Below are 25,543 nucleotides of genomic sequence, written 5' to 3'. Positions count from 1 at the left end.
TGTTAATAACAGAGCATATAAGCAGCATATACTAATGACTAAAAGCAAGCGCCCTTTATATATTTCCTACGCTGGACCTTCTTTACTTGAAACTCCTTTACTTAATAAAGGCAGTGCTTTTGATGAGCAAGAGCGTATTAACTTCAACTTAACGGGGTTATTACCGCCAAGGTTTGAAACCATCGATGAACAGGTCGCAAGAGCATATCGCCAATTTAGTTGTTTTCATAATAATATCAATAAACATATCTACTTACGTGCTATTCATGACAATAATGAAACGCTTTTCTTTAAGTTGGTACAAAGTCATTTAGCTGAAATGATGCCGATTATTTACACGCCTACCGTAGGTGATGCTTGTGAGCAATTTTCAGATATATATCGTAGCTCTCGTGGTTTATTTATTTCCTATGCAGATAGATATCAAATAGATGACATCCTACGAAACGCCACTAAAAATAAAGTCAAAGTTATTGTCGTGACAGATGGTGAACGTATTCTAGGCCTTGGTGATCAAGGAATTGGTGGTATGGGCATCCCTATTGGTAAGCTATCTTTATACACTGCTTGTGGTGGGATTAGCCCAGCTTACACCTTACCTGTGATGTTAGATGTTGGTACCAATAATCAAAAATTGCTCGATGATCCTATGTACATGGGGGCAAGACATAAACGTATAGGACAAGCCGAATACGATGAATTTTTAGATTTATTTATTACTGCTATAAAGCGTCGCTGGCCGCATGTTATGTTGCAGTTTGAAGATTTTGCCCAACCTAATGCCATGCCGCTTTTACAGCGCTATCGGGATAAAATTTGTTGTTTTAATGATGATATTCAAGGTACGGCATCAGTCACTGTAGGTACATTGCTCGCAGCGTGTAGAAGTCGAAACGTTAAATTATCTCAATTGAAAGTTGCGTTTGTCGGCGCTGGCTCAGCAGGATGTGGAATTGCCGAGCAAATTATTACCCAAATGAGCAGTGAAGGAATATCTCCAGAGCAAGCACGCAGTCAAATATTTATGATTGACCGCTATGGTTTACTAACCCAAGGTATGGCTGACTTAAGAGATTTTCAAGAAAAACTGGTGCAAAGCCAAACTGCAGTGAATGATTGGAGTATTGAAGGTGAATATGCATCACTTTTAGAAGTAATGCACGGTGCGAAGCCTGACATTTTAATTGGTGTTTCAGGGCAAGCGGGCTTATTTAGCGAAGAAGTTATTAAAGCCATGAAGCAGCATTGCACAATGCCGATAATATTTCCGTTAAGTAACCCATCTAGGCAGGTAGAAGCAACGCCAAGCCAAGTAATAAACTGGACAGACGGACAAGGGATTATGGCCACTGGTAGCCCATTTGAGCCAGTTGAATATCAAGGAAAGATATTCCCTATTGCGCAATGTAACAATAGTTATATATTTCCAGGCATTGGTCTTGGTGTTATTGCTGCAAATATTAATCGTATTACAGATAAGATGTTGCAAGTTGCTAGTGAAACGCTTGCCGCAGCTTCACCTTTAGCGAATACGGGAACTGGAGAATTGTTGCCACCTTTAACGGGGATCGCTCAACTGAGTAAGGATATTGCCTTTGCTATTGCAAAAGTGGCATATGATGAAAAGTTAGCATTGGCATTACCAGATGACGCGTTAAAAGCAAAAATTGAACGAAACTACTGGCAAGCTGAGTACCGTCAATATCGAAGGATTAGTACGTAAAGCGAATCCTATAGGAGAGTAATAATGCCTAAAGTAAATGAATTAACTGATATCATCAGCCAAGATGACATTGATAGCCTATTGCGCATCAATGAATTTATTGAGCCTGATGATGAAAACTCCTTAGTCGAAGAGTTAAAGCAAGCGATTTTAGATTCGGGAAAATTAGAGTTAGATCAATGGCAATCGTTAAGGGAACACCTTCAAGAAATTGAGGCACTGATCCCACATATCGATCTAATCATTAAACTGAAAAAAGAAAAGTAATAATTTCAACTGAGTATAAACATTGTTCCTACAAGGTATCCCTTACCTCGGATAATATTAGTCTTTTGGCTTATATTCGTCTATAATCGCGCCAAAATTTATAGCTTATAAAAATTTAAGCTATAAATACCAAAATTATTCAATTTTTTAGTTTATTAAATGAGGGCTTATCATGGCTATCGAACGTACTTTTTCAATTGTAAAACCTGATGCAGTAGCAAAAAATGTTATTGGTCAAATCTACAACCGTTTTGAAACTGCTGGTCTTAAGATCGTTGCTTCAAAAATGGTTCACCTTAGTAAAGAAAAAGCTGAAGGTTTCTATGCAGAACACAGCGAAAGACCTTTCTTCGGTGCATTAGTTGAATTCATGACTTCTGGTCCTGTAATGGTTCAAGTATTAGAAGGCGAAAACGCTGTTCTTAAAAACCGTGAAATCATGGGTGCTACTAACCCAGCTGAAGCATTAGCCGGTACAATCCGTGCTGATCTTGCTAACTCAATTGATGAAAATGCAGCTCACGGCTCAGACGCATTAGAATCAGCAGCACGTGAAATTGCTTATTTCTTCTCTGATGACGAAATCTGTCCACGTACTCGTTAATATTCCTTAACAATTGCTACTTTGAGAGATATTTTGTCGCAAGTGCATACGTAGTAAACTACGCTCCGTACTAGCTTCTCAATATTGAACAAATTAGTGTCTTGTTAATTCAATATTAATTGAAGTAAATTTGAAAGGATTTTATCTAATAAGGTAAAATCCTTTTGTGTTTCTATCTTAACAGTAAAATTGCGAAACTCGCTCAAAAAGCGTACAATTCGCGACCTTGTACTGATTAAATTTATACGTTTAATTAGCATTTATATTTTTCCCCGTTGTTTGAGAGTTAGTTGTATGAGCGCACCCGTTGCCAAAGATGTCGTTAAAGAAGTCGCCAAAGAAAAGGCCAAAATTAATTTATTAAATTTTGATCATCAAGGCCTGCGCGAATACTTTGCTGAAATTGGTGAAAAGCCTTTTCGTGCTGATCAAATAATGAAATGGATTTACCATTTTGGTTATTCTGACTTCGAGAAAATGACCAATATAAATAAGAAGTTAAGAGAGAAACTACAACGTAATTGTGAAATTAAGGCACCTGAAATTTCACAAAAACAGGTCTCTAGTGATGGCACAATAAAATATGCTTTAGTACTAGAAGGCGGTCAAGAAGTTGAAACTGTTTGGATCCCTGAAAATGATCGCGCAACGTTATGCGTGTCATCACAAGTGGGTTGTGCTTTAGAATGTACTTTCTGCTCAACGGCTCAACAAGGTTTTAATCGCAACCTATCCATGTCTGAAATTATTGGGCAAGTATGGCGTGTTGCCAATGACATTGGCGCTACTCGCATTACCGGCAAACGTCCCATTACGAATATAGTTATGATGGGAATGGGTGAGCCGTTATTGAATATGAAAAACCTTATTCCTTCTCTTGATACCATGCTTAATGATTTAGGCTATGGCTTGTCTAAGCGCCGTGTTACCGTGAGTACTTCAGGGGTAGTCCCCGCGCTTGATATGCTCAAAGAAAAAATTGATTGCGCCTTAGCTATTTCTATTCATGCACCTGATAATGTATTGCGTGACGAGTTAGTACCAATTAATAAAAAATACCCATTAGAAGAGTTTTTAGCGGCAGCCGGGCGTTATATTGACGGCTCTAAAGCGAATAAGCAGGCGACTATCGAGTATGTCATGCTTGATCATGTCAATGACTCAACAGAGCAAGCGCACGCGTTAGCTCATGCATTAAAAGACTTACCGAGCAAAATTAATCTGATCCCTTTTAATCCATATCCCGGCTCACCCTACAAACGCCCGAGTAATTCGCGTATCGATCGTTTTGATAAAGTATTACAAAGTTATGGTCTAACGGTTATCACCCGAAGAACCCGCGGTGAAGATATTGATGCCGCTTGTGGGCAACTGGCAGGGGATGTTTTAGATAGAACTAAGCGCACCCAAATATTGTCAGAAAATCAATCATCTGCAAATAGTGGAAAAAAACAGGTGAAAGCTGATGAAATTTCAGTAAAAATAGTCTGAGATGAAATACCTGCCTATAAAAGGCAACTAGCATAAATACTTATGCAATTTAGGGGATAGCTTTTTGGTTAAGAATCAATTTAGCACTGTATTGGCATTAGCTGTATCTTTTGCTCTTTCGGCTTGTGTAACACAAAACTTTGAAAATGGTGAAACACCGGTTGTTGAAAATCAATCTAATCGTAATGATATGGCGGCCACGCGTATATCTTTAGGTTTGGGTTACTTAAAAATGGGGAATATGCCCCAAGCTAAGCAAAACTTAGAAAAAGCTAAAAACTTTTCCCCTAATATGGTGCAAGTTTATACTGCTTTCGCACATTATTACGAAACAGTTGGTGAGCATAAATTAACGATTGAATCCTATGAACATGCCTTATCAATAAAAAGTGATGATGCGGATACGTTAAATAATTATGGTGTCTATTTATGTCGTCAAGATCAAATAGATGCCGCGGAAGAGCAGTTTCTAAAAGCCATAGCAGTACCTACTTATTTATTGGTATCTAAAAGCTATGAAAATTTAGCATCATGTTTTTTACAAAAAGATAATTTTGATAAAGCTGAACAGTATCTTAATAAAGCGATAATGCACAGCCCAAGTAATGCATCGATTTTATATCAAATGGTGCGCCTACAATATGCAATGGGTGAATACCAACAAGCCAAACACTTTGAACAGCGTTTTGAAAAAGTTACCCGACGTTTTACGCCACAATCATTAGCACTGGCATTTAAAGTGTATTCTAAATTGGGGCAAAAACGTACCGCAAAAAACTACGGGACTATGTTAGTAAAAATGTATCCGCAGTCTTGGGAAGCTCAGCAATATTTACTCAATGAACTTGAATTAATTGATGCTGACAATCTAGCGAAAAGGTATTTGTTAACACAAGCTAAAGAGCAAGATAACAAACCGAAGAAGCGTATTGTTAAATTATCACCTAAAAAAACAGCCCCTAATAATACTGTAGTTAATGCTCAAAAATCTTCTCAGGCTCCGTTAGCTACTCAAAAAGGCACAGTACAGAAATCTGTTGCCACGCCTGTATTAGTTGCTGCACCTGCCATAGCCTTGACACCAAAACCTTCAATTTCTATTGCCAGTACGCAATCAATTAATGACGCACTCTCAATGGCACCAGTAACCGATACACATGGTAAAACCGTATCAACAACCGTCGAATCAAAGACAAACCTTGTTGATAATACCCAAAAAGCATTAATCGCTGACGGTAGCGAGAAACCTGTGATGGTGTTAACCGCAGCAGATGCTGGCTTAAATAACGAAGCTAAGACAGTCGGGCTAGCTACGAATACCTCGGCTGAAAATACTGAGTTATTAACAACAGATAATTCGATTGATACAAAAGCTCAGTCCGTAGAGCCAGTTGTGGATACAGCAGCTGGAAATGCTGAGTTATTAGAAGCGGATGCAGCTATCGGCACAGAAGTTCAGTCCGTAGAGCCAGTTGTGAATACCACTGCCGATAATCTTGAGTTAGTTGACTCACAAGTTGTTAGCGAAGAAGCTGTAGAGGTTAAGTTAGAAGATATGGTGAATACTAGCAGTGCTGAGAATGAAGTTTTGCAAGAAACGATTATTGCAGAAAGCACTGCGCAAGAATTAATTCCTGCTGAAGATAGAGAAATTTTTCATGTTGCTAAAAAGCCTGAGCCAATTGTAGAAAATAGTGCTAAAGAAGAGTTAGCAAACGCACAAGCGTCAGGAAGTCACTCGTCAGTTAGTGGTAAGTCACCTGAAAAAGTTACTAAGAAGCCAGCAACACATACTGTTGCTAAAGGCGATACTCTATACGGTATTTCTATCAAGTATAATGTTAAAATCAAAGCAATACGTAGTTGGAATAACCTATCTACTAAAAAGAAAATTCGTATTAATGATACTTTGTTTGTCGAAAACCCAACAGCGGTGACCCAAGTTAATGAATAAAGATGTACCAACAACTCAGAAAAGCAAGCCAGAAGAAGAGCTGAGTGAAGATATAATTGTGGTTGGCCCAGGACAAATGCTTAGTGAAGCACGTCAAAAATTATCATTAAGCCTTGAAGATATTGCTGATAAATTAAATTTCAAAAAATGCTTGGTTGATAACATAGAGCAAGATATTTTTGATCAAAAATTACCCGCTACTTTCAATCGCGGTTATTTACGTAGTTATGCAAAGCTCGTTAATATTGATGTTGAAGAAGTATTGAGTGCTTACGATATGCTTGGCATTGCTGAAGTGCAGCGTAGTGAGATGCAAAGCTTTTCCAATTTAACTGAGAAGCAAGCTGAGCACAGCCGTTTAATGTGGGTGAGCTATTTTATTGTTGCCATTCTCTTTGGTTTGATGGTGTTATGGTGGCTACAAGCGCCTGAAAAAAACACTGCTGAAGAAACTGCTCCTTTAACATCTTTACCGGCTACTGATACAGAGCAGCCAGCGACTGAAAATGATTTGGTCACTCAAGTAGATAACGTATTAAAACAAACTGCAGATACTACACTAGCTCTTGAGGCTGACACCGAAAGTGTGATTGATGAGGCAACAACAGCATTACCACAATCAGCAGACGTAATAGAGATACCAGAAAACACTAATGAATTAGTAGTTGATTCTGCTCAGTCAGTTGAACTCAACACTTTACCAGTAGAACAAAAAGATGATGAAAAATTACAAGTGGATGCTGTTAGTACTGCGGTCTTTACTTTTTCTGGTGATTGTTGGGTAAATATATATGATGCGACAGGTGAGCGTATTGCTTGGGGTGTAAAAAAATCGGGTTATGTGATGACTGTTTCAGGTAAACCGCCGTTGAAAGTAACATTAGGTAAGCCAGAGTTGGCAACCATCATGTTTAATGATAACCCTATAGATATGTCGGTATTCAATGTAGGTAATATTGCCAAATTTACCTTACCATTAACCTTATAGTTAGCCATTAGAACTATTACTTAAAAATTGTAAATAAAATTATGTTTAAAGAATCTCCTATCATTCGCCGTAAATCTCGTCAAATAATGGTAGGTAATGTACCTGTTGGCGGTGATGCTCCTATCACAGTACAGTCAATGACTAATACTCAGACAACAGATGTCGCTGCTACTGTGGCTCAAATTCAGTCATTAGAAGCCGTTGGCGCTGATATTGTTCGAGTAAGTGTACCAACCATGGATGCTGCAGAAGCATTTCGCGAAATAAAAAAACAAGTCAATGTACCCTTGGTAACCGATATTCATTTTGATTATCGTATTGCCTTGAAAGTTGCTGAATATGGCGCCGACTGTTTGCGAATCAATCCCGGTAATATCGGTAGAGAGGATAGAGTTCGCAGTGTTGTAGAATGTGCACGTGATAAGAATATCCCTATACGAATTGGTGTTAATGGCGGCTCTTTAGAAAAAGACATTCAAGAAAGATATACCGAGCCAACACCAGAAGCATTACTTGAATCAGCAATGCGTCATGTTGATATACTCGATAGACTGAATTTCGATCAATTTAAAGTCAGTGTTAAAGCTTCTGATGTATTCCTAGCCGTCGAATCATATAAGCTATTGGCCAAGCAAATTGACAATCCTTTGCACCTTGGTATTACTGAAGCCGGTGGTTTACGTTCTGGCTCGGTTAAATCATCGGTAGGTTTGGGAATGCTACTCTCACAAGGTATTGGTGATACCTTACGTATTTCTTTAGCAGCAGATCCTGTAGAAGAAATTAAAGTAGGCTTTGATATTCTAAAGTCATTAAAACTGCGCAGTCGTGGTATTAATTTAATTGCTTGCCCCAGCTGCTCCCGTCAAGAGTTTGATGTGGTCGCCACGGTGAACGCTTTAGAACAACGTATTGAAGATATAATGACACCTATGGATGTTTCTATCATCGGCTGTATTGTTAATGGCCCAGGTGAAGCAATGGTGTCAGATCTTGGCCTAACAGGTAGTAGTAAAAAAAGTGGCTATTATCTTGATGGCATTAGACAAAAAGAACGTTTTGATAATAATGATTTAGTAGATCAGCTTGAGCACAGAATACGAGCCAAAGCGAGTGCTATGAAAGAAAGGTTAGATAAATCAAACCAAATAGACATTAAAAAAATAGACGATTAATTCTACTTGTTTATTAGGTACAGATTATTAGGTACAATGCGCGTTCATTATTGATGTGACGTGTCACGAGAACACATTTTCGAGCCATTTAAAAGTTTAAAAGAGATATAACTAAGTGTCAAAAAACAAGACCTTACAAGCAATTCGTGGTATGAACGATTGCTTACCTAGTGAAACAAATATTTGGCAAATGGTAGAGTCAGTATTACGCCGTGTTGCCAGTAACTACGGTTTTGCTGAAATTCGTATGCCAATTGTTGAATCAACAGCCGTATTTAAACGTGGTATTGGTGAAGTGACCGATATCGTTGAAAAAGAAATGTACACTTTTGATGATCTCAATGGTGATAGTTTAACCTTGCGTCCAGAAGGTACCGCTAGTTGTGTACGTGCCGGTGTGCAACATGGTTTATTATATAACCAAGAACAACGCCTTTGGTATATGGGCCCCATGTTTCGTCATGAACGACCACAAAAAGGTCGTTATCGTCAATTTCACCAATTTGGCCTAGAAGCCTTTGGAATTGCGACACCTGACATTGATGCAGAAATTATTTTACTGACTTCTCGATTATGGCGGGAACTTGGCATCAATGAATTTGTCACACTAGAGTTGAATTCTTTAGGAAGCAACGAAGAACGTGCAAATTATCGCGAAGCTTTAGTGGTATTTTTAACTGAGCGAGAAGCCCTGTTAGATGAAGACTCGAAACGCCGTATGCATACTAATCCACTACGTGTTTTAGATAGTAAAAATCCACAAGTGCAAGAAGCGTTAACTGATGCGCCTAAGTTGTCTGACTATTTTGGTGAAGAAACTAAAGCGCATTTTGACACGCTTTGCCAGCGACTTGATGCAGCTAACATTAAATATAAGCTGAATGAGCGATTAGTTCGTGGTTTAGATTATTATAATCGTACTGTGTTTGAATGGGTTACCGAAAGCCTAGGTGCTCAAGGTACTATTTGTGCTGGTGGCCGCTATGACGGTCTAGTGGAGCAACTTGGTGGCAAAGCAACGCCGGCTTTCGGTTTTGCATTAGGCATTGAACGTTTAATTTTAATGCTAACTGAATTAAACAAAGCAACAAATGTGCGTCCACAAGTTGATGCCTATGTGGTTATATTGGGTGATGATGCACAAGTTAAAGCAAATGCATTAGCAGAACAGTGGCGTGATCAAGTGCCGAATATTCGTTTGCAATGTCACTGTGGTGGCGGCAATATGAAAAAACAATTAAAGCGTGCTGATAAATCAGGCGCACAAATCGCGTTAATATTAGGTGATAACGAAATTGCTGAGCAACAAGTTATGGTTAAATATTTACGTGGTCAACAAGAACAACAAAGCGTAGCATTTGAGCAAGTCTCAAGCTTATTAGCGTCATTAATTTAAGACTTTTAGTCGAAGGTGAAGAAGTGGAAGTTTATCAAACAGAAGAACAACAAGTTGAAGCAATAAAAGGCTATTGGGCCGAAAACGGTAACACTATTATTGCTGGTATCGTGCTAGGTTTTGCAGGCTTTATTGGTTTTAACGTATATCAAGATAATAAATTAGAAAATGAATTAGCCATTTCTGACAGTTATCAAGCTTTAGTAGACAGTGCGACAAGTGATAAAGCAGCTTTTAATGACAATGCGGCTAAATTTATCAGTGATAATGCGCAAACAAGCTATGCATCACTTGCGGCACTAGCTTTAGCTAAAGAAGCGGCAGCGAACAATGATTGGGCGGCAGCAAAAACACAACTAAGTGCTGCAATTGCCAGTGCACCTAGTGACGGTGTTAAAGGTATTGCAAGTCTTCGTTTAGCACGTGTACAAATACAATTAGCTGAGTATGAACAAGCCTTAGCAACGTTAGCAAAACCATTACCTGAGTCTTTTACCGCTTCAGTTGAAGAAATTAAAGGTGATACTTACCTTTTACAAGGTAAAAAAGAATTAGCACGTAATGCTTATCAAGCAGCCATTGCTGCAGACGGTTTAGCGAGTAGTCCTGCATTACAGATGAAGCTAGATGATTTAGCGACCGTGGTAAATTTGCCAACGACTTTACCAGCTGAACCTGTAGTTAAGTAAGGTTATTGAATGGCTTATTCTAATATAAACACTGGCGCTGGCTTATTTAAAAAATATCACAAGCTGTTAGCTGTATTTCTGCTTTCAGGGATTTTAATGAGCTGTTCATCATCAGATGATGAAGAAGATACTGCTGATTTAGTGGCTGAATTGACAGACATTGAAGAAAAATTTGAGCCTGAGGTTTTGTGGGACAAAAGTGTTGGTGACGGCAGTGAAGATTATTTCTCTCGTTTAAAGCCAATTGTTGCTTACGACAAAGTTTACAGTGCTAGCCGTGCCGGTGATGTTATTGCCTTTGATGAGAAAACAGGCAAACAAGTTTGGAAAGCTGACTTAAGTGATATTGAAGGCAAACGCAGCTTTTGGGATAGCCGGTTATCTGCATTATTAGCTGGTGGCCCTGTTGCAGGACTTAATAAAGTCTTCATTGGAAGTGAAAACGGTAAAATATTTGCTTTAAATGCCGAGACTGGTGAGCTTGCTTGGCAAGCAAATATCAAAGGTGAAGTGATAAATGCACCAGCAATTGACTCGGGTATTATCGTGGTCAATTCAGCTTCGGGTGTCATGAAAGGCTTTAATGCTGATAATGGTGAAGAGCTTTGGGAAGTTGATCAAGATGTTCCTGCGTTAACTTTACGTGGCATCAGTGCCCCAGTTATTGCTTCAGGTGGTGTTATTATTGGCACAGGCAAGGGCAGTGTCGATGTATATTTACTTGAAAAAGGTCAGCAAGGTTGGTCAACAGAGGTTGGTGAGCCAACAGGGTCAACAGAGCTTGAACGTGTTATTGATGTAGATTCTTCTCCTGTTGCTTTTGGCGACAAGATTTATGCGGTGTCTTCACGCGGTAATTTAGCCGCGATTGAACTAAAAAGTGGTCGAATATTGTGGAAACGTCAATATTCATCATATCGTCAAATAGCTGTGTACCGAAATACTATTTTCTTAACTAATAATCGTGGCCATGTTTATGCTATCGATAGAGTTAATGGTATTGAGCGCTGGAGTAATCTAGCGTTAACTAACCGTGGTGTTACTGGCCCTGCAGTAGTAGATGACTATGTTGTAGTAGGTGATTTTGACGGTTATTTACATTGGTTAGATCAAGAAACCGGTGAAATCGTTGCTCGACATAATGTCGATGGCAGTGGTATTCACTCAACACCAACTGTGGTTGATAATGTTATCTATAGCCAATCACGTGACGGTGATTTACAGGCAATACTAACACCAGAAATTATAAAAGCTGAGCTTTAAACCTTACGCTTTTAACTAGTCTTTTTAAAATAAAAGACTAAAATTACATACGGCTCCAATGCTTTTGCATGTGGGGCCGTTACTTGTTTTTATGCTGGTGCTTTTTCTCAATTAAAAAGCACCAGACTATATTTGAATTTTGAGGTTTTCATGCTTCCTGTCGTTGCCTTAGTTGGCCGTCCAAATGTTGGTAAATCAACATTATTTAATCGCTTAACACGCTCAAGAAATGCTTTAGTTGCCGATTACCCTGGCTTAACCAGAGATCGTCAATACGGTAAGGCGGAAGTTGAAGAGCATCCTTTTATTGTTATTGATACCGGTGGTATTCAAGGTGATGAAGAAGGGATTGATACCTTAATGGCTGAACAATCATTAATGGCGGTTGAAGAAGCTGATGCTGTACTTTTTCTAGTTGATGCACGTGATGGCTTAACTTCTGCTGATTATGGTATTGCTGATTATTTACGTAAGCAAAATAAAAAAGTATTTTTAGTGGCCAATAAAGTGGATGGCATTGATGCTGATTCTGCCGTCGCTGAATTTTATTCTTTAAGTTTAGGCGAAGAAGTTCATAAAATTGCTGCAGCTCATGGACGCGGTGTTACGCAATTATTAACCTTAGCGTTAACTCCTCACATTGAAGAGCTGGGACAGCCAAAAGCTGACGGTGAAAATGAAGAATTCGACGGTGATTATGATGTTGAATTATCAGAAGCTGAACTTGAACAACAAATAGAAAAAGCACCACATGAAAATGACACCATTAAGTTAGCTATTATCGGTAAACCTAATGTAGGTAAGTCAACACTTACTAACCGTATTCTTGGTGAAGAACGTGTCGTTGTTTATGATATGCCAGGTACAACACGCGATAGCGTTTATATTCCAATGGAGCATAATGGCCGTAATTATACCTTGATTGATACGGCTGGTATCCGCCGCCGTAAAAATGTCACTGACGTGGTTGAAAAGTTTTCCGTTATTAAAACATTGCGTGCTATTGAAGATTCAAATGTATGTTTATTGATTATTGATGCACGTGAGGGGATCACGGATCAAGATTTAAGCTTACTTGGTTTTATTTTAGAGTCTGGTCGCTCGTTAGTATTAGCGGTAAATAAATGGGATGGCTTGGATGATCATGTTAAAGATAGGATTAAAACTGAGCTGGATAGACGCTTAGGTTTTATTGATTTTGCGAAAGTGCACTTTATTTCTGCTTTACATGGCACGGGTGTAGGTCATTTATATGAATCAGTAGAAGAAGCTTTTGTTAGTGCAACCAAGCGTATTTCTACGGCTATGGTAACTAAAATACTCGATATGGCAGTATTTGATCATCAACCTCCTATGCACCAAGGTCGCCGTATAAAGCTTAAGTATGCTCATGCTGGTGGTTACAATCCACCTATCATAGTTATCCACGGTAATTTAGCGAAAAAATTACCGAGCTCATACAAACGTTACTTAATGAATTACTACCGAAAATCATTGAAGATCATGGGTACACCTATTCGTATCGAGTTTAGAGAAACCTCTAATCCGTTCGCCGGTAAGAAGAAGCTAACCTATACCGAGCAGAAGAAAATCGCCAGAGCAACGCAAGGTTATAACAAAGACAATAAGTAGTTTATTGTCATTTCCTAGTTGCGAGGTGACTACTCACTTTAGCAACTAGGTACTTATAGTAACCTGCATAAGAAAGTGATCTCTTAGTGAAAATTTAAAGGCTTGTAGGCAAGGCATTGATTGTAGCGAATGGTATTATATATTGCTTTTAATCGTGTCATTGGCTAATGTGACTTTATAGAACTTAACTCGTTTATTTATTGTTTATGGCTGAAAAACCAATAAAAATTGACACAGCTACTCGCCTTAGTCGTAACTTAGGTTTGTTTCATGCTGGCTCAACGGTCACTATTGATATTGCGACTCCTGCGGGCCAAAAAGCAAAATTTAGAACTACCTTTATTGGTTTTTTGCCTAAACAATATGTCTTAATTCAATTTCCTGATTCGAATAAATTAGGGCAATTTTCACAACATATTAAGCAAGGTACAGCCATCACGGTTCGTGGGTTAATCGAAGGGCATGAAGGTGCGGTTGTTGCCTTTCTAAGTACCATTAAGCAAACCATACAAATGCCATCTCGCATTATGGTGTTAGATTTTCCTCGCAGTGTTAGTCTGCAAAACTTACGATCAGCCATTCGAATTGATACTAATATTCATGCTAAAGTCAAAATAGATCAAAACTATTGGCACACCACTATTACAAACTTATCAATCAGTGGTTGTCAGCTGAGTATAGTTAACGGCGAAAAACTAGTGCTATCAGAAAAGAAAGAAATTGAAATCGTCGTAGAAGATAAACAAAATAGCAGCAATATTAAACTCAGTGGCGCAGTTTGTAACCTCAAGCAGCAAACGGATGGTTTATCGTTTGGTGTTAAATTTAACGACGCTAGTCATAATTCTGTAAGTCAGTTATTACTGGATACTGTGAGTACAGAAAATAATGAAGGTTAATCTTCCTTTATAATGTTCTCAATTCTTGCCTGAATTAATCCATCAGATACTTGCACGCTCATTTCATCATTTATCGCTAACTCAGTTACTGAACTAATGACCTTTTGATTAACGTCTCGACTTACACTATATCCTCTAGCAATAGTTGCTAATGGACTTACCAACTGTAATTGCTCAATTAAGTGAACAAATGACTCTTGCTTATGTTGCATAGTATTTTGCAAGGCGATGTTTAACCTTTGCTCTAGTTGCTTTGTATGAGTTTGTTTATCGTTAATGCTTTTTAAGGGAGATAATTGACTTAGGCGCTGCTGTAATTGGTTCGGTGTTTGCTTAGCTTGTTGCATTACACGCTTCATAACTTGCGTGAGACGAAGGCTTAATTCATCTGACTTTTGCTGTTGTATTAATAATTGTTGCTCAGGATGAACTTGTTTTAACCTGTGTTGAATATAGCTATGCCCTTGATTAAGTAATGATAATTTTTGCTTGATAGTGTTAACTAGTCGGCGCTGCAAGACACTAATTTTATCGAGTAATTCACTACTATCATTAGAGACTAGTTCTGCAGCAGCAGAAGGTGTTGCTGCCCGTAAATCGGCAACATAGTCACTTAACGTGGTATCGACCTCATGACCAACAGCACTGATAATGGGTATCATAGAGTCGTAAATGGCCTGAACTACACTCTCTTCATTAAAAGACCATAGATCTTCTAAAGAGCCACCACCACGGCCAACAATTAACACATCACATTCTTTTCGAATATTTGCTTGATGGATTGCATGGCAGATATCATTGCAGGCAAACTCACCTTGAACTAAGGCAGGGTAAATAATGGCATTGATGTTAGGGTTTCGGCGTTTTAATACCGTCAATATATCTTTTACGGCAGCGCCGGTAGGTGAGGTAACTATGCCTACTGTTTGAATATGCTCTGGTATAGATTTTTTGTGGTCTTGTGAAAATACACCTAGCGCATTAAGCTTATTTTTTAATTGCTCGTATTGTTGGCGTAATAAACCTTCACCAGCATCTTCCATTTGTTCAATGATTAATTGAAAATCGCCTCTAGGCTCATAGAGAGAGACTCTGGCCTTTACTAATACTTGTTGTCCATTACCGGCCTTGAGTCTAACTCGGCGGTTATTGCCCTTGAACATAGCACAGCGAACTTGTGATCTACTGTCTTTAAGTGATAAATACCAATGGCCAGAGCTCGCAGCAACAAAATTAGATATCTCACCTGTTAACCAGACAGTATTGAGTTCGCTTTCTAAAATAAAGCGTACTTTTTTAGTTAACTCACTGACTTGTAATATATGCTGTGCTGCCATAACTATTTAAATTTTTGGTAAAAGGATCAAAAAAACGATTAACCTATTATATATTTACTAATTCAATATAGGGTAGATATATATTTGTATGAGTTAATTGAATCATAGGTAACATTATCGTTAACATAAATTTACCTCTCTTAGGTAAATTTATGTTTACCTAACCAGAGAAAACGGTTAAAATTCTGCCGCAATATTTGATACCAAGTTTTACTTATTTTGTAAGTGTTTGGTGTCCACTCTACTCTTAACTCTGGTGATATTGCGATGTTACGAATTGCCCAAGAAGCGTTAACTTTTGATGATGTTTTATTAGTACCTGCTCATTCTAAGGTGCTACCTCACACTGCCGATTTAAAAACCCGTTTAACCCGAAAAATTAGTCTTAATGTACCTATGGTCTCTGCATCTATGGATACAGTAACTGAAGCACGCTTAGCTATAACCCTAGCGCAAGAAGGCGGCTTAGGTTTTATTCACAAAAATATGACTATCGCTGAGCAAGCCAGCAACGTTAAGCAAGTAAAGAAATATGAAAGTGGTATTGTTTCTGATCCCAAAACAGTCAGTGCTACAGACTCTATTGAACAAATTATGCATAAAGCAGATGACTTAGGTTTCTCTGGTTTCCCTGTTGTTGATGCTGAAAATAATCTAGTAGGTATTATCACAGGTCGTGATTTACGTTTTGAAACCGATTTAACTAAGCCAGCGTCGGCATTAATGACCACTAAAGAAAATTTAGTGACAGTTAAAGAAGGTGCTGCTCGTGAAGAAATCCTTGGCCTGATGCATGAAAACCGTATTGAAAAGATTTTAGTGGTTGATGATGCTTTTAAGTTAATGGGACTTATCACAGCAAAAGATTACCAAAAAGCTGAAAATAAACCCAATGCTTGTAAAGATGAGCTAGGTCGTTTGCGTGTTGGTGCAGCTGTTGGTGTTGGCGCAGGTACTGATGAGCGTATCGATGCCTTAGTCGCTGCAGGTGTTGACGTATTATTAATTGATACTTCTCATGGTCACTCACAAGGTGTTATTGACCGAGTTAAAGAAACTCGCGATAAATATCCTGATTTACAAATTGTCGCAGGTAATGTCGCTACGGGCGCTGGTGCGAAAGCCTTAGCAGATGTTGGTGTTGATGCTGTTAAAGTAGGTATTGGCCCAGGTTCAATTTGTACTACACGTATTGTTACTGGCGTTGGTGTACCACAATTAACGGCTATCTCAAATGCGGTAGAAGCCTTAAAAGGCACAGACGTTCCTGTTATTGCTGATGGTGGTATTCGTTTTTCAGGTGACATCGCTAAAGCACTGGTTGCGGGTGCACACTGCGTCATGGTAGGTAGCATGCTAGCAGGTACTGAAGAGTCACCAGGTGAAGTTGAACTTTATCAAGGTCGCTACTATAAATCATACCGAGGTATGGGCTCTTTAGGTGCGATGGATCAAAAAGAAGGCTCAAGTGATCGTTATTTCCAAAAAACAGATGGTGAAGCCGACAAACTAGTTCCTGAAGGTATTGAAGGTCGTGTTGCCTACAAAGGTCCTGTGGCAGCTATTATCCACCAGCAAATGGGTGGTTTACGCTCATCGATGGGCTTAACGGGTAGTGAGTCAATTGAAGTGATGCGTACTAAGCCTGAGTTTATGAAGATTACTTCAGCAGGTATGGGTGAATCCCACGTCCATGACGTGACTATCACTAAAGAAGCTCCAAACTACCGTATGGGCTAAGCCGAATATCTTATTTCTTTGCTATTTAACGTAATAACTGCATCAGAAGTGCTCACCTAGTAAACTAGGCTCCGCGCTTCTTCTTTGTTCTGACGTAAACTAGCTTTGAACTAAAATATTCTTGTTTATGCCGTTTTAGATATACGAAATTTTTAAACTCGCTGAGTTGTGATTCATTTTAATAATTATGTTCAGCTTGTTACTCACATAGATACAGCTCTATATGAATAGGCTTTAGGCAAAGCCGTCGAGTAAAGAAATTAATGAGTTTATATTTATAAATGAGTTGGTTTCATTACGAAGACAATGAAGCATAAAGTTTATTCATGACGAGCAATCACAAGTAGGAAAACAAACATGAGTAAAGACATTCATGATCACCGCATACTGATTTTAGATTTTGGCTCACAATACACCCAGCTTATTGCTCGTCGTGTTCGTGAAATTGGCGTTTACTGTGAGCTTTGGTCATGGGATGTGACAGAAGCTCAAATTAAGGAATTTAACCCAACGGGTATTATTCTAGCTGGCGGCCCTGAGTCGGTTACCGAAGACAATTCACCGCGTGCGCCAGAATATGTATTCAATGCCAATATTCCTGTATTAGGTATTTGTTACGGCATGCAAACAATGGCTGAACAGCTTGGTGGTGGCGTTGAAAGTAGCGACCATAAAGAATTTGGTTATGCGGCAGTAGAAGTTGTTGAACAATCAGCATTGTTTAAAAACATTGAAGATAGCATTGGTGCGAATGGTAATGCGCTATTAGACGTTTGGATGAGTCATGGCGATAAAGTGTCTGCCATTCCTGCTGGCTTTGTTACTGTTGCTAAAACTGATAGCTGTGCCTATGCGGCGATGGCCAATGAAGACAAGCAATTCTATGGCGTACAATTCCACCCAGAAGTAACTCATACTAAGCAAGGTTTGCGTATTTTAGAGCACTTTGTGGTTGATATTTGTCAGTGTGAAAAACTTTGGACATCGGCATCAATTATCGAAGATGCTGTTGCTAAAATGAAAGCGCAAGTAGGCGATGATGAAGTTATTCTAGGTCTTTCTGGCGGTGTTGATTCTTCCGTAGTTGCCATGTTATTACAACGCGCTATTGGCGATAAACTTACCTGTGTATTTGTTGATAATGGCTTACTTCGTTTAAACGAAGGTGAGCAAGTTATGGACATGTTTGGTGATCACTTTGGCTTAAACATTGTACACGTAAACGCTGAAGATCGTTTCTTAGATCGTTTAGCCGATGAAAGCGACCCAGAAGCTAAACGTAAGATTATCGGTAATGTTTTTGTTGAAGTATTTGATGAAGAGTCAAAGAAACTTAAAAATGCTAAATGGTTAGCGCAGGGTACTATTTACCCTGATGTGATTGAGTCAGCAGCCTCTGCCACAGGTAAAGCGCATGTGATCAAATCTCATCACAATGTTGGTGGTTTACCTGACGATATGGAGCTTGGTTTAGTAGAGCCATTACGTGAGCTATTTAAAGATGAAGTACGTAAAATTGGCCTAGAGCTAGGTTTACCTTACGATATGCTTTATCGTCATCCGTTCCCAGGCCCAGGCTTAGGAGTTCGAATCCTTGGTGAAGTTAAAAAGGAATATGCTGACTTATTACGTCGCGCTGATGCTATTTTCATTGAAGAGCTACATAAAGCAGACTTGTACCACAAAGTTAGCCAAGCCTTTACAGTATTTTTACCGGTTCGCTCTGTTGGCGTTATGGGTGATGCCCGTAAGTATGACTGGGTAGTAAGTTTACGTAGTGTTGAAACAATCGACTTTATGACAGCGCGTTGGTCACATTTACCGTACGATTTCTTAGGGTTAGTATCTAACCGCATCATCAATGAAATTGATGGTATCTCACGCGTTGTTTACGATATTTCAGGTAAACCACCCGCGACTATCGAATGGGAATAACTTTGTTATAAACTGGTTATAACATTCAACTTCATCGTTGTCAGTACTCACCTATAGTCATAGGCTCCGTGCTTTCTCCTTGAATTTGTATGTTATTCCTGCGTTTTCAAACTAAGTTTAAATTATGTATAGATATAATGAAAACCCCAATGTTGTATAACCTTGGGGTTTTATTTTGACAAGTAGGCGGGAACTTGTTCGCGCTAATATTAATATCAATCGGATAACTTAGCCGATTTTTATCATTTCAACTTTGTAAGAGCGTCCTATAAATGACTATTGAAAGACTAGAAACCAAACAACGTATGAGCCGTATCGTTAAACATAACGGTACAATTTACTTATGTGGACAAGTAGCCGCAGATGCCACAAAAGATATTACTGAGCAAACGCAAACCATGTTGGATAAAGTTGATGCTTTACTAATACAGGCTGGTAGTGACAGAAAGCATATCTTATCAGCGACAATTTATGTTAAAGATATGAGTTACTTTGCTGACATGAATGCTGTATGGGATGCATGGGTACCCGAGGGATATGCGCCGGCGAGAGCTTGTGTTGCGGCTAAAATGGCTCGTGAAGCCTTATTAGTGGAAATTTCGGTGGTTGCTGCAGAAATATAAACTGGTTACTTCAATATTGTATGATACATTGAAAGAAAAATAGGAAAACCAGTGTCAAACACAACTTCAGAATCAAGCAATGAACGAGGCTTTACCTCACAAAAACTTAATTTTATCTTAGCCGTTTGCGCTATTTTGATTTCAGCTGCTTCATTTTACGCGACTTATCTACAAGCAAGTGCCGCAGAGAAGCAAGTAAAGGCAATGACATTGCCTTTACTGCAATATGAAACGAGTAACTTAGAAGAAGGGACTAATAAGCAAGTTCTTCAGTTTACTATCGCCAATGGTGGTGTTGGCCCTGCGCTTATTAAAAGTGTGGATTTTAGTTATAAAAATAAACCCTATAAAAGTTTAATTCACATTTTTAAAGCGTGTTGCAATACAGAATACGAAGGCTTCCTTTCAATAGCAACAATGGACTTTTCTGAAGGGGCTTATATCACTAGCTCTGTTATAAATACCATTTTACCAGCTCAAGAAGAAATCAAGTTTTATCAACTTTATGATGGTAGCCGTAGTCATGCACTATGGGAAAAACTCAACGTTGAAAGAGATTATATCGACATCAGTATTTGTTATTGTTCATTACTTGATGAGTGCTATCAAACAGCAGGGAATGGCCAAGTAAATGCTATTCAATCATGCCCTGTAATCGAGTAAGTAATAGAGTAAAGCTTTTATGCATAACGATTCAACCATCCAAGGCTCACTGCAAGCTACTTTTGGCTTTGATGGCTTCAGGGATGGGCAAGAGCAAACCATTAGTCAGCTGTTGGCAGGTAATTCCACACTGTCTATTTTCCCTACAGGCTCAGGTAAATCGCTGTGTTATCAGTTAACCGCGCTACATTTACCGCATTTAACATTGGTGGTATCGCCCTTATTGGCATTGATAAAAGATCAGTTAGAGTTTTTAGCTGAAAAAGGAATTTCCGCAGCAAGTATCGATTCCACGCTAAAAGGCAACGAAGCACAAGCAGTGATGTCGGGTGTGCGAAACGGCGACATTAAAATACTGATGGTGTCAGTAGAGCGTTTTAAAAATGAGCGCTTTCGTCAGTTTATTCAATCTATTCCTGTCTCTATGTTAGTGGTCGATGAGGCCCATTGTATTTCCGAGTGGGGACATAATTTTAGACCTGATTATTTAAAGCTACCCAGTTACCGTCAGGCATTAAATATACCGCTGACTTTATTATTAACGGCTACCGCCACCAAAAAAGTTAAGCTTGATATGGCGCAGAAGTTCGCCATAAATGAGCCACATATTGTACAAACGGGGTTTTATCGCAGCAACCTGGACTTATCGGTTTTGCCAGTCAGTAGTGCCAATAAGAACCGTTATTTGCTTGATAATATTAATGGTTTAAATGGTGCGGGTATTGTTTATGTAACTTTGCAGCACAGCGCTGAGCAAGTTGCTGCGTATTTACAACAAGCAGGTATAAATGCCAGTGCCTATCATGCAGGTTTTGAAAGTGATAAACGTAACCAAATTCAAAGTGATTTTATGGCGGGGAGTACCCAAGTTATTGTCGCCACTATTGCTTTTGGTATGGGGATAGATAAAAGTGATATTCGCTTTGTATTCCATTATGACTTACCTAAATCTATTGAAAATTATTCGCAAGAAATTGGCAGAGCAGGGCGAGACGGACAACTTTCTCATTGCATTACTTTGGCAAATTTAGATGGCTTAAATACCGTTGAAAATTTTGTTTATGGTGATACTCCTGAGCTTAGTGGTATTGAATATGTTATTGAGAATATCAAAACAGAAACTAGTTTCGGCAAATGGGAATTGCAAGTATTGCAGCTTTCTAACGCTTGTAATATCAAACAACTACCCCTGAAAACTTTGTTAGTTCAATTAGAGCTTTATGGTGTTATCGAGCCCAAGCATACTTATTTTGCCGATTTTAAAATTAAGTTGCTAAAGCCTATCGAGAAAATACTGGCTAATTTTGATCCCCAAAGACAAGAATTTTTATCAACAATTTTCCAAGCCACGGCTTTTAAGAAAGTGTGGGGGAGTTTGCATTTTGATGACTTATTGCAAGATCCTTCTGTTGATCGAAATCGAGTTATCGCCGCGCTTGACTACTTACAAGAGCAGAAAATGATTATTGTAGAAACCTCGAAAATGACGGAGGTTTTTCAAGTAAATACCAATGAGCTTAATGACCCTTCTTTAGCTCATCATTTATATAATTATTTTGTCGATAAAGAAGAAAAAGAAATTAAGCGTATTGGGGCATTAGTACGTTTTTTTCAGCTTGAGACTTGTTTAAGTACTAATCTAGCTCGTTACTTTGATGATGCTATGACGTTTGATAGTTGTGGTCATTGCAGTGCATGTCGAGGTCAAATTGCCAAACTTAACTATTCTCAGCATAGCGACTGGCCAACAGATGATGTTTTACAAAAATATGCTCGGGGACTTAAGGAGCATTTAGCAAATAAAATATCTCAGCCACTTTCACTGGAAAGTTATTGCCGATTTTTTGCTGGTATGACAGTGCCCTTATTTGGACGTAATAAAGTGAGGCAATTAGCGGGTTTTGCATCTTGTGAGCAGCAACGATACCAAGAGATAAGAAAAAAACTCACTTCATTAAATGTTTTAACATAACCGATGAAATGTATATAGATCGCTAAATTATCCTTGATATCTGTTTAAAATAGCTTGGTAACCACCATCTTTTTTTAAATTTTTTAGGCAGTTATCTGTTTCAATAAGGAAAGCTTTACCATTGGCAATATTTTTTGAACGTTTTGAAATAGTAATAAAATAATCTTTATTTTTCATGGTGAAATCTAATACTTTTACCTGTTCTGTAACGCCAGTTTTTTGTGCGAACCAATGAAATGTTGCTTTAGAATCCGCCATGATATTAAAGCGAGGGTTTGGCGCTAATAACTGGTGAAACATGGCTTCTAAAGAATGGCTTATGGTAACTTCTTTTTTAGCTATTTTCTCATTCACAATTTCTAAGTATTCAGGTGAATAAGTTAAACCCGCTAAGTGGCCTATTTGGTAAGGCCTAACATCATCTATAGTATTTATCTCAATATTGCTATCAGCGCGTACTAAAAAACCGTATTCCGAACTAAAAATAGGCTCTTTACTATAGAGTAAAAAGTCTTCTCGACTTTTATTATAGGAATACACTGTGATGTCGAGTATTCCTTGCTTCATATAATGATGGGTTCTTTTTATTGGCAAGCGAATATAATTAACCTCATATCCTGCCTGTTTAATACAGTGATTTAGTATTTCTTTACCTATGCCAAGCGTGTATTGTTTTGTTTGATTATCGATGAAAAAGTAAGGTGGCCAGTTTATATCGTTAATGTTAACTATTTTCTGATTCGCCCATGCTCCTTGGTTCAATACCAATAATAATATTACTGTGAACCAAAGCTTTTTAGACATTTCATTGTATCCAACAACCACTACATAATTAAGCTATAGCTTAGTTTTAGTCTTTCATCAACGTTCATGGTTTTAAGTCATAGTGGCCTATGAGTAACTGTCACGATACATATTTGGCTAAGCTTAGGATTTATAGACTAATTAAAAAAACAGGCTCTGTGGATATCATTCACAGTAATAAACTTAAACTTAAACTTAAACTTAAACTTAAACTTAAACTTAAACTTAAGTTTACGGTTACTCAATGGAGGCAGTCGTTGTAGGTTTCATAAAATGGCTGAGACTGGTTATATTATGTATAGTTAGCTTTATGTATTGTGAAACAAACTATAACTATAACTAGAGCATAAGTTTGCTCATAGGTCGTATTTTATGTTTAACCGTATTGTACTCAAATTGTCAGTCATACTATTGCTTGCCTTTAGCATATCAAAATCAATACATGCGGCTGATAAGGTTAAGGTGTTAAAACCAATTTTAGGTTTTGATAAACGTGTTATGCATAAAGATGAAGTGATACTTAGAGCATTGCAAGTGACTGAATCGGAATATGGTCCATTTACTTTAGAAGAAGTGAATGTCGATATGACCACAAGTCGAGCATTTTCGTCGATGAAAAGCGGTGATCTGATCAACATCTTTATCGCACCAAGTAGTGAATTATGGGAAAAAAATACCATTGCCATTAAGGTGCCAATTAGGCAAGGACTACTAAGCTATCGTTTATTACTCGTTAATAAAGCAGACTTACCTAAGTTTAAAGAAGTTAAAGATTTTGATGACCTTACTAAACTTACTGCTGGCTTACAGAGTGGCTGGGTAACCGCAGAGGTGTACAAAAAACTTGCTGTAGATGTCATTATTGGCCATAACTTTGAAGGCCTGTTTTTAATGTTAAATAAACATAGGTTTAATTACATTCCACGAGCTATCTATGAAATTTATGATGAATACGAGAGTAGAAAAGATAAGTTAACGGATGTTGTTATCGAACCGACCTTAGCGCTGTATTTACCTATGGCAACTTATGTTTATGTTTCACCCAGTGAGCCTCGACTTGCTGAAAGGGTTGAAGCAGGGTTACGTAAATTAGTCTCCACAGGGGAGATGAAAAAAATTCTCTTTAAATACTATGCGAAAGAGATAAATCAAGCCAATTTAAAGAGCCGACGTATCATAAAGATTGATAACCCTTACTTTAATGAAAAAGAGTTTTTAAAAAATACAGACTTATGGTATGAAAATTAACCTAAGTCTTCTCAGGAAATTTTTTCAGCTATTTAAGTTAAGGCGTTATATTTATCTTTTATTTTATATTGACCCAAGTTTGTGATTGATGACTGGCAAAAATAGCGTCAATAACTTTCATGTTAGCGAGTGCATCGCTTAGTGGAGTTGGCGTTACTTTTTGTTGTGTGATGGCTCTGGCTAATACATCGACTTGCTCAACATAATGATCACAGGCATCAATTACTTGCGTATTTGAAACCTTACCTGCTTGCCATATAAGTTTTGTTTCCTCATTTTTGGGCGGATTAAAAGGGATCTCAATGGTTAAACTGCCTTTTTCGCCACTGACATAAACACTTTGTTTTGGCTCACTTTGGGTTGAACAATAAAATGAAGTACGAACATCACCAAAATCAAGTATTGCATTAGCATGTTTATCCGTTTGAAATTTCTCATCAAAAGTAAGTGTAGCAATTACGCTTGTTGGCTCTTTATCTAATAAGTATCGAGCCACAGATATACAGTAACAGCCAATATCCATTAAACCACCGCCGCCTATCCCTGCTTGGTTACGAACATTATTAGCATCGACATTATGGTAAGTAAACACTGCATCTATACTGTTTATTTTACCTATTCTACCGTCTGCAATTTGCTGTTTTACACTTTGCCATTGAGGATGGAAACGATACATAAAAGCTTCCATCACCTTTAAGTCTGGTTGAGCACTCGACGCTTTAATTAATGTTTCAACTTCCGCGACATCAAGACCAATGGGTTTTTCACATAAAACATGTTTACCTGCTGCGATAGCTTTCAATGTCCATGGTACATGTAAATGATTTGGCAAAGGGTTATAAATAACGTCAATACTGTCATCCTCTAACAAGGCTTGGTAACTTGCGTAGGCAACTGGAATATTGGTTAATTTAGCAAAGCTATCTGCTTGCTCTTGATTTCGAGAGGCACAAGCTGCAACCTCAGATGTACTTGATGCGTGAATTGCCGGGATCATCTGTTCACGGGCAATTTTAGCGGTACTTAATATTCCCCAGCGTATCTTGTTCGTGTTCTTCATACCATTACCTATTTCGTGAGTGTAATTATGTTAGCTTGTTCGTATTCAGGTCAGTTGATCTTACAGAAATTATTATTTTG

At 38.3% G+C, this 25,543-nt stretch carries 21 protein-coding genes; 18 read left to right on the top strand and 3 right to left on the bottom strand.

Annotated elements, in window-relative coordinates; translation table 11 throughout:
• The first annotated feature begins 34 nt into the window (after positions 1-34).
• The 12 genes from AC27IF_RS04885 (at position 35) to AC27IF_RS04830 (ending at position 14,081) form a co-directional block, all read left to right on the top strand.
• Positions 35-1,723 (top strand): NAD-dependent malic enzyme, encoded by a 1,689-nt coding sequence (locus AC27IF_RS04885; RefSeq protein ID WP_487052614.1) that lies wholly within the window; start codon positions 35-37, stop codon positions 1,721-1,723.
• A gap of 24 nt (positions 1,724-1,747) precedes the next feature.
• Positions 1,748-1,990: a hypothetical protein gene (locus AC27IF_RS04880; protein WP_487052613.1), complete on the top strand. Its 243-nt coding sequence runs from the start codon at positions 1,748-1,750 to the stop codon at positions 1,988-1,990.
• A 172-nt stretch (positions 1,991-2,162) separates the two neighbouring features.
• Positions 2,163-2,594 (top strand): nucleoside-diphosphate kinase, encoded by a 432-nt coding sequence (gene ndk / locus AC27IF_RS04875; protein WP_487052612.1) that lies wholly within the window; start codon positions 2,163-2,165, stop codon positions 2,592-2,594.
• A gap of 294 nt (positions 2,595-2,888) precedes the next feature.
• Positions 2,889-4,085 (top strand): dual-specificity RNA methyltransferase RlmN, encoded by a 1,197-nt coding sequence (gene rlmN / locus AC27IF_RS04870; protein ID WP_487052611.1) that lies wholly within the window; start codon positions 2,889-2,891, stop codon positions 4,083-4,085.
• A gap of 64 nt (positions 4,086-4,149) precedes the next feature.
• Positions 4,150-6,039, top strand: a complete 1,890-nt coding sequence (pilW, locus tag AC27IF_RS04865; protein WP_487052610.1) for a type IV pilus biogenesis/stability protein PilW — start codon at positions 4,150-4,152, stop codon at positions 6,037-6,039.
• Positions 6,032-7,027: a RodZ domain-containing protein gene (locus tag AC27IF_RS04860; RefSeq protein WP_487052609.1), complete on the top strand. Its 996-nt coding sequence runs from the start codon at positions 6,032-6,034 to the stop codon at positions 7,025-7,027. The genes pilW and AC27IF_RS04860 overlap by 8 nt, the downstream gene beginning before the upstream one ends.
• A 41-nt stretch (positions 7,028-7,068) precedes the next feature.
• Positions 7,069-8,202 (top strand): flavodoxin-dependent (E)-4-hydroxy-3-methylbut-2-enyl-diphosphate synthase, encoded by a 1,134-nt coding sequence (gene ispG / locus AC27IF_RS04855; RefSeq protein WP_487052608.1) that lies wholly within the window; start codon positions 7,069-7,071, stop codon positions 8,200-8,202.
• A gap of 115 nt (positions 8,203-8,317) precedes the next feature.
• Entirely contained in the window at positions 8,318-9,598 is a 1,281-nt protein-coding gene (gene hisS / locus AC27IF_RS04850; protein ID WP_487052607.1) for a histidine--tRNA ligase, read from the top strand.
• 23 nt (positions 9,599-9,621) lie between these two features.
• Entirely contained in the window at positions 9,622-10,287 is a 666-nt protein-coding gene (locus AC27IF_RS04845; protein WP_487052606.1) for a YfgM family protein, read from the top strand.
• A gap of 9 nt (positions 10,288-10,296) precedes the next feature.
• Positions 10,297-11,550, top strand: a complete 1,254-nt coding sequence (bamB, locus tag AC27IF_RS04840; RefSeq protein ID WP_487052605.1) for an outer membrane protein assembly factor BamB — start codon at positions 10,297-10,299, stop codon at positions 11,548-11,550.
• A gap of 150 nt (positions 11,551-11,700) precedes the next feature.
• A complete protein-coding gene (gene der / locus AC27IF_RS04835) occupies positions 11,701-13,182 on the top strand; it encodes a ribosome biogenesis GTPase Der (protein WP_487052604.1) in 1,482 nt (493 codons plus the stop codon).
• 206 nt (positions 13,183-13,388) lie between these two features.
• Positions 13,389-14,081 (top strand): PilZ domain-containing protein, encoded by a 693-nt coding sequence (locus AC27IF_RS04830; protein ID WP_487052603.1) that lies wholly within the window; start codon positions 13,389-13,391, stop codon positions 14,079-14,081.
• On the opposite strand, the gene xseA is transcribed toward AC27IF_RS04830, so the two are convergent.
• A complete protein-coding gene (gene xseA, locus AC27IF_RS04825; RefSeq protein WP_487052602.1) occupies positions 14,078-15,418 on the bottom strand; it encodes an exodeoxyribonuclease VII large subunit in 1,341 nt (446 codons plus the stop codon). The two genes, AC27IF_RS04830 and xseA, sit on opposite strands and share 4 nt — an antisense overlap.
• 267 nt (positions 15,419-15,685) lie before the next feature.
• Here xseA and guaB point away from each other — a divergent pair, with 267 nt between their 5' ends.
• The 5 genes from guaB to AC27IF_RS04800 all read left to right on the top strand — a co-directional run bounded on the left by guaB (position 15,686) and on the right by AC27IF_RS04800 (position 22,351).
• Complete coding sequence (guaB, locus tag AC27IF_RS04820; RefSeq protein WP_487052601.1) at positions 15,686-17,158, top strand: IMP dehydrogenase; 1,473 nt, start codon at positions 15,686-15,688, stop codon at positions 17,156-17,158.
• 357 nt (positions 17,159-17,515) lie between these two features.
• Entirely contained in the window at positions 17,516-19,093 is a 1,578-nt protein-coding gene (gene guaA / locus AC27IF_RS04815) for a glutamine-hydrolyzing GMP synthase (RefSeq protein ID WP_487052600.1), read from the top strand.
• A 272-nt stretch (positions 19,094-19,365) separates the two neighbouring features.
• Complete coding sequence (locus tag AC27IF_RS04810) at positions 19,366-19,716, top strand: RidA family protein (protein ID WP_487052599.1); 351 nt, start codon at positions 19,366-19,368, stop codon at positions 19,714-19,716.
• 51 nt (positions 19,717-19,767) lie between these two features.
• On the top strand, positions 19,768-20,379 hold the full coding sequence (locus tag AC27IF_RS04805) for a hypothetical protein (protein WP_487052598.1): 612 nt from the start codon (positions 19,768-19,770) through the stop codon (positions 20,377-20,379).
• 19 nt (positions 20,380-20,398) lie between these two features.
• Positions 20,399-22,351 carry a RecQ family ATP-dependent DNA helicase gene (locus AC27IF_RS04800; protein ID WP_487052597.1) on the top strand — a complete coding sequence of 651 codons (1,953 nt, stop codon included), beginning with the start codon at positions 20,399-20,401 and terminating at the stop codon, positions 22,349-22,351.
• Between the two features lie 27 nt (positions 22,352-22,378).
• On the opposite strand, the gene AC27IF_RS04795 is transcribed toward AC27IF_RS04800, so the two are convergent.
• A complete protein-coding gene (locus AC27IF_RS04795) occupies positions 22,379-23,155 on the bottom strand; it encodes a substrate-binding periplasmic protein (protein ID WP_487052596.1) in 777 nt (258 codons plus the stop codon).
• 372 nt (positions 23,156-23,527) lie between these two features.
• On the opposite strand from AC27IF_RS04795, the gene AC27IF_RS04790 reads away from it, so the two are divergent.
• Positions 23,528-24,403 carry a hypothetical protein gene (locus tag AC27IF_RS04790; RefSeq protein ID WP_487052595.1) on the top strand — a complete coding sequence of 292 codons (876 nt, stop codon included), beginning with the start codon at positions 23,528-23,530 and terminating at the stop codon, positions 24,401-24,403.
• Between the two features lie 58 nt (positions 24,404-24,461).
• Here AC27IF_RS04790 and AC27IF_RS04785 read toward each other — a convergent pair whose 3' ends face one another.
• Entirely contained in the window at positions 24,462-25,463 is a 1,002-nt protein-coding gene (locus AC27IF_RS04785; protein ID WP_487052594.1) for a Gfo/Idh/MocA family protein, read from the bottom strand.
• Between the last annotated feature and the right edge of the window lie 80 nt (positions 25,464-25,543).

The organism is Colwellia sp. KS18-150 (genome assembly GCF_057551365.1).
Note: the sequence above shows the minus strand (reverse complement) of the source record. Positions and strands in the feature narration are given on the sequence as shown.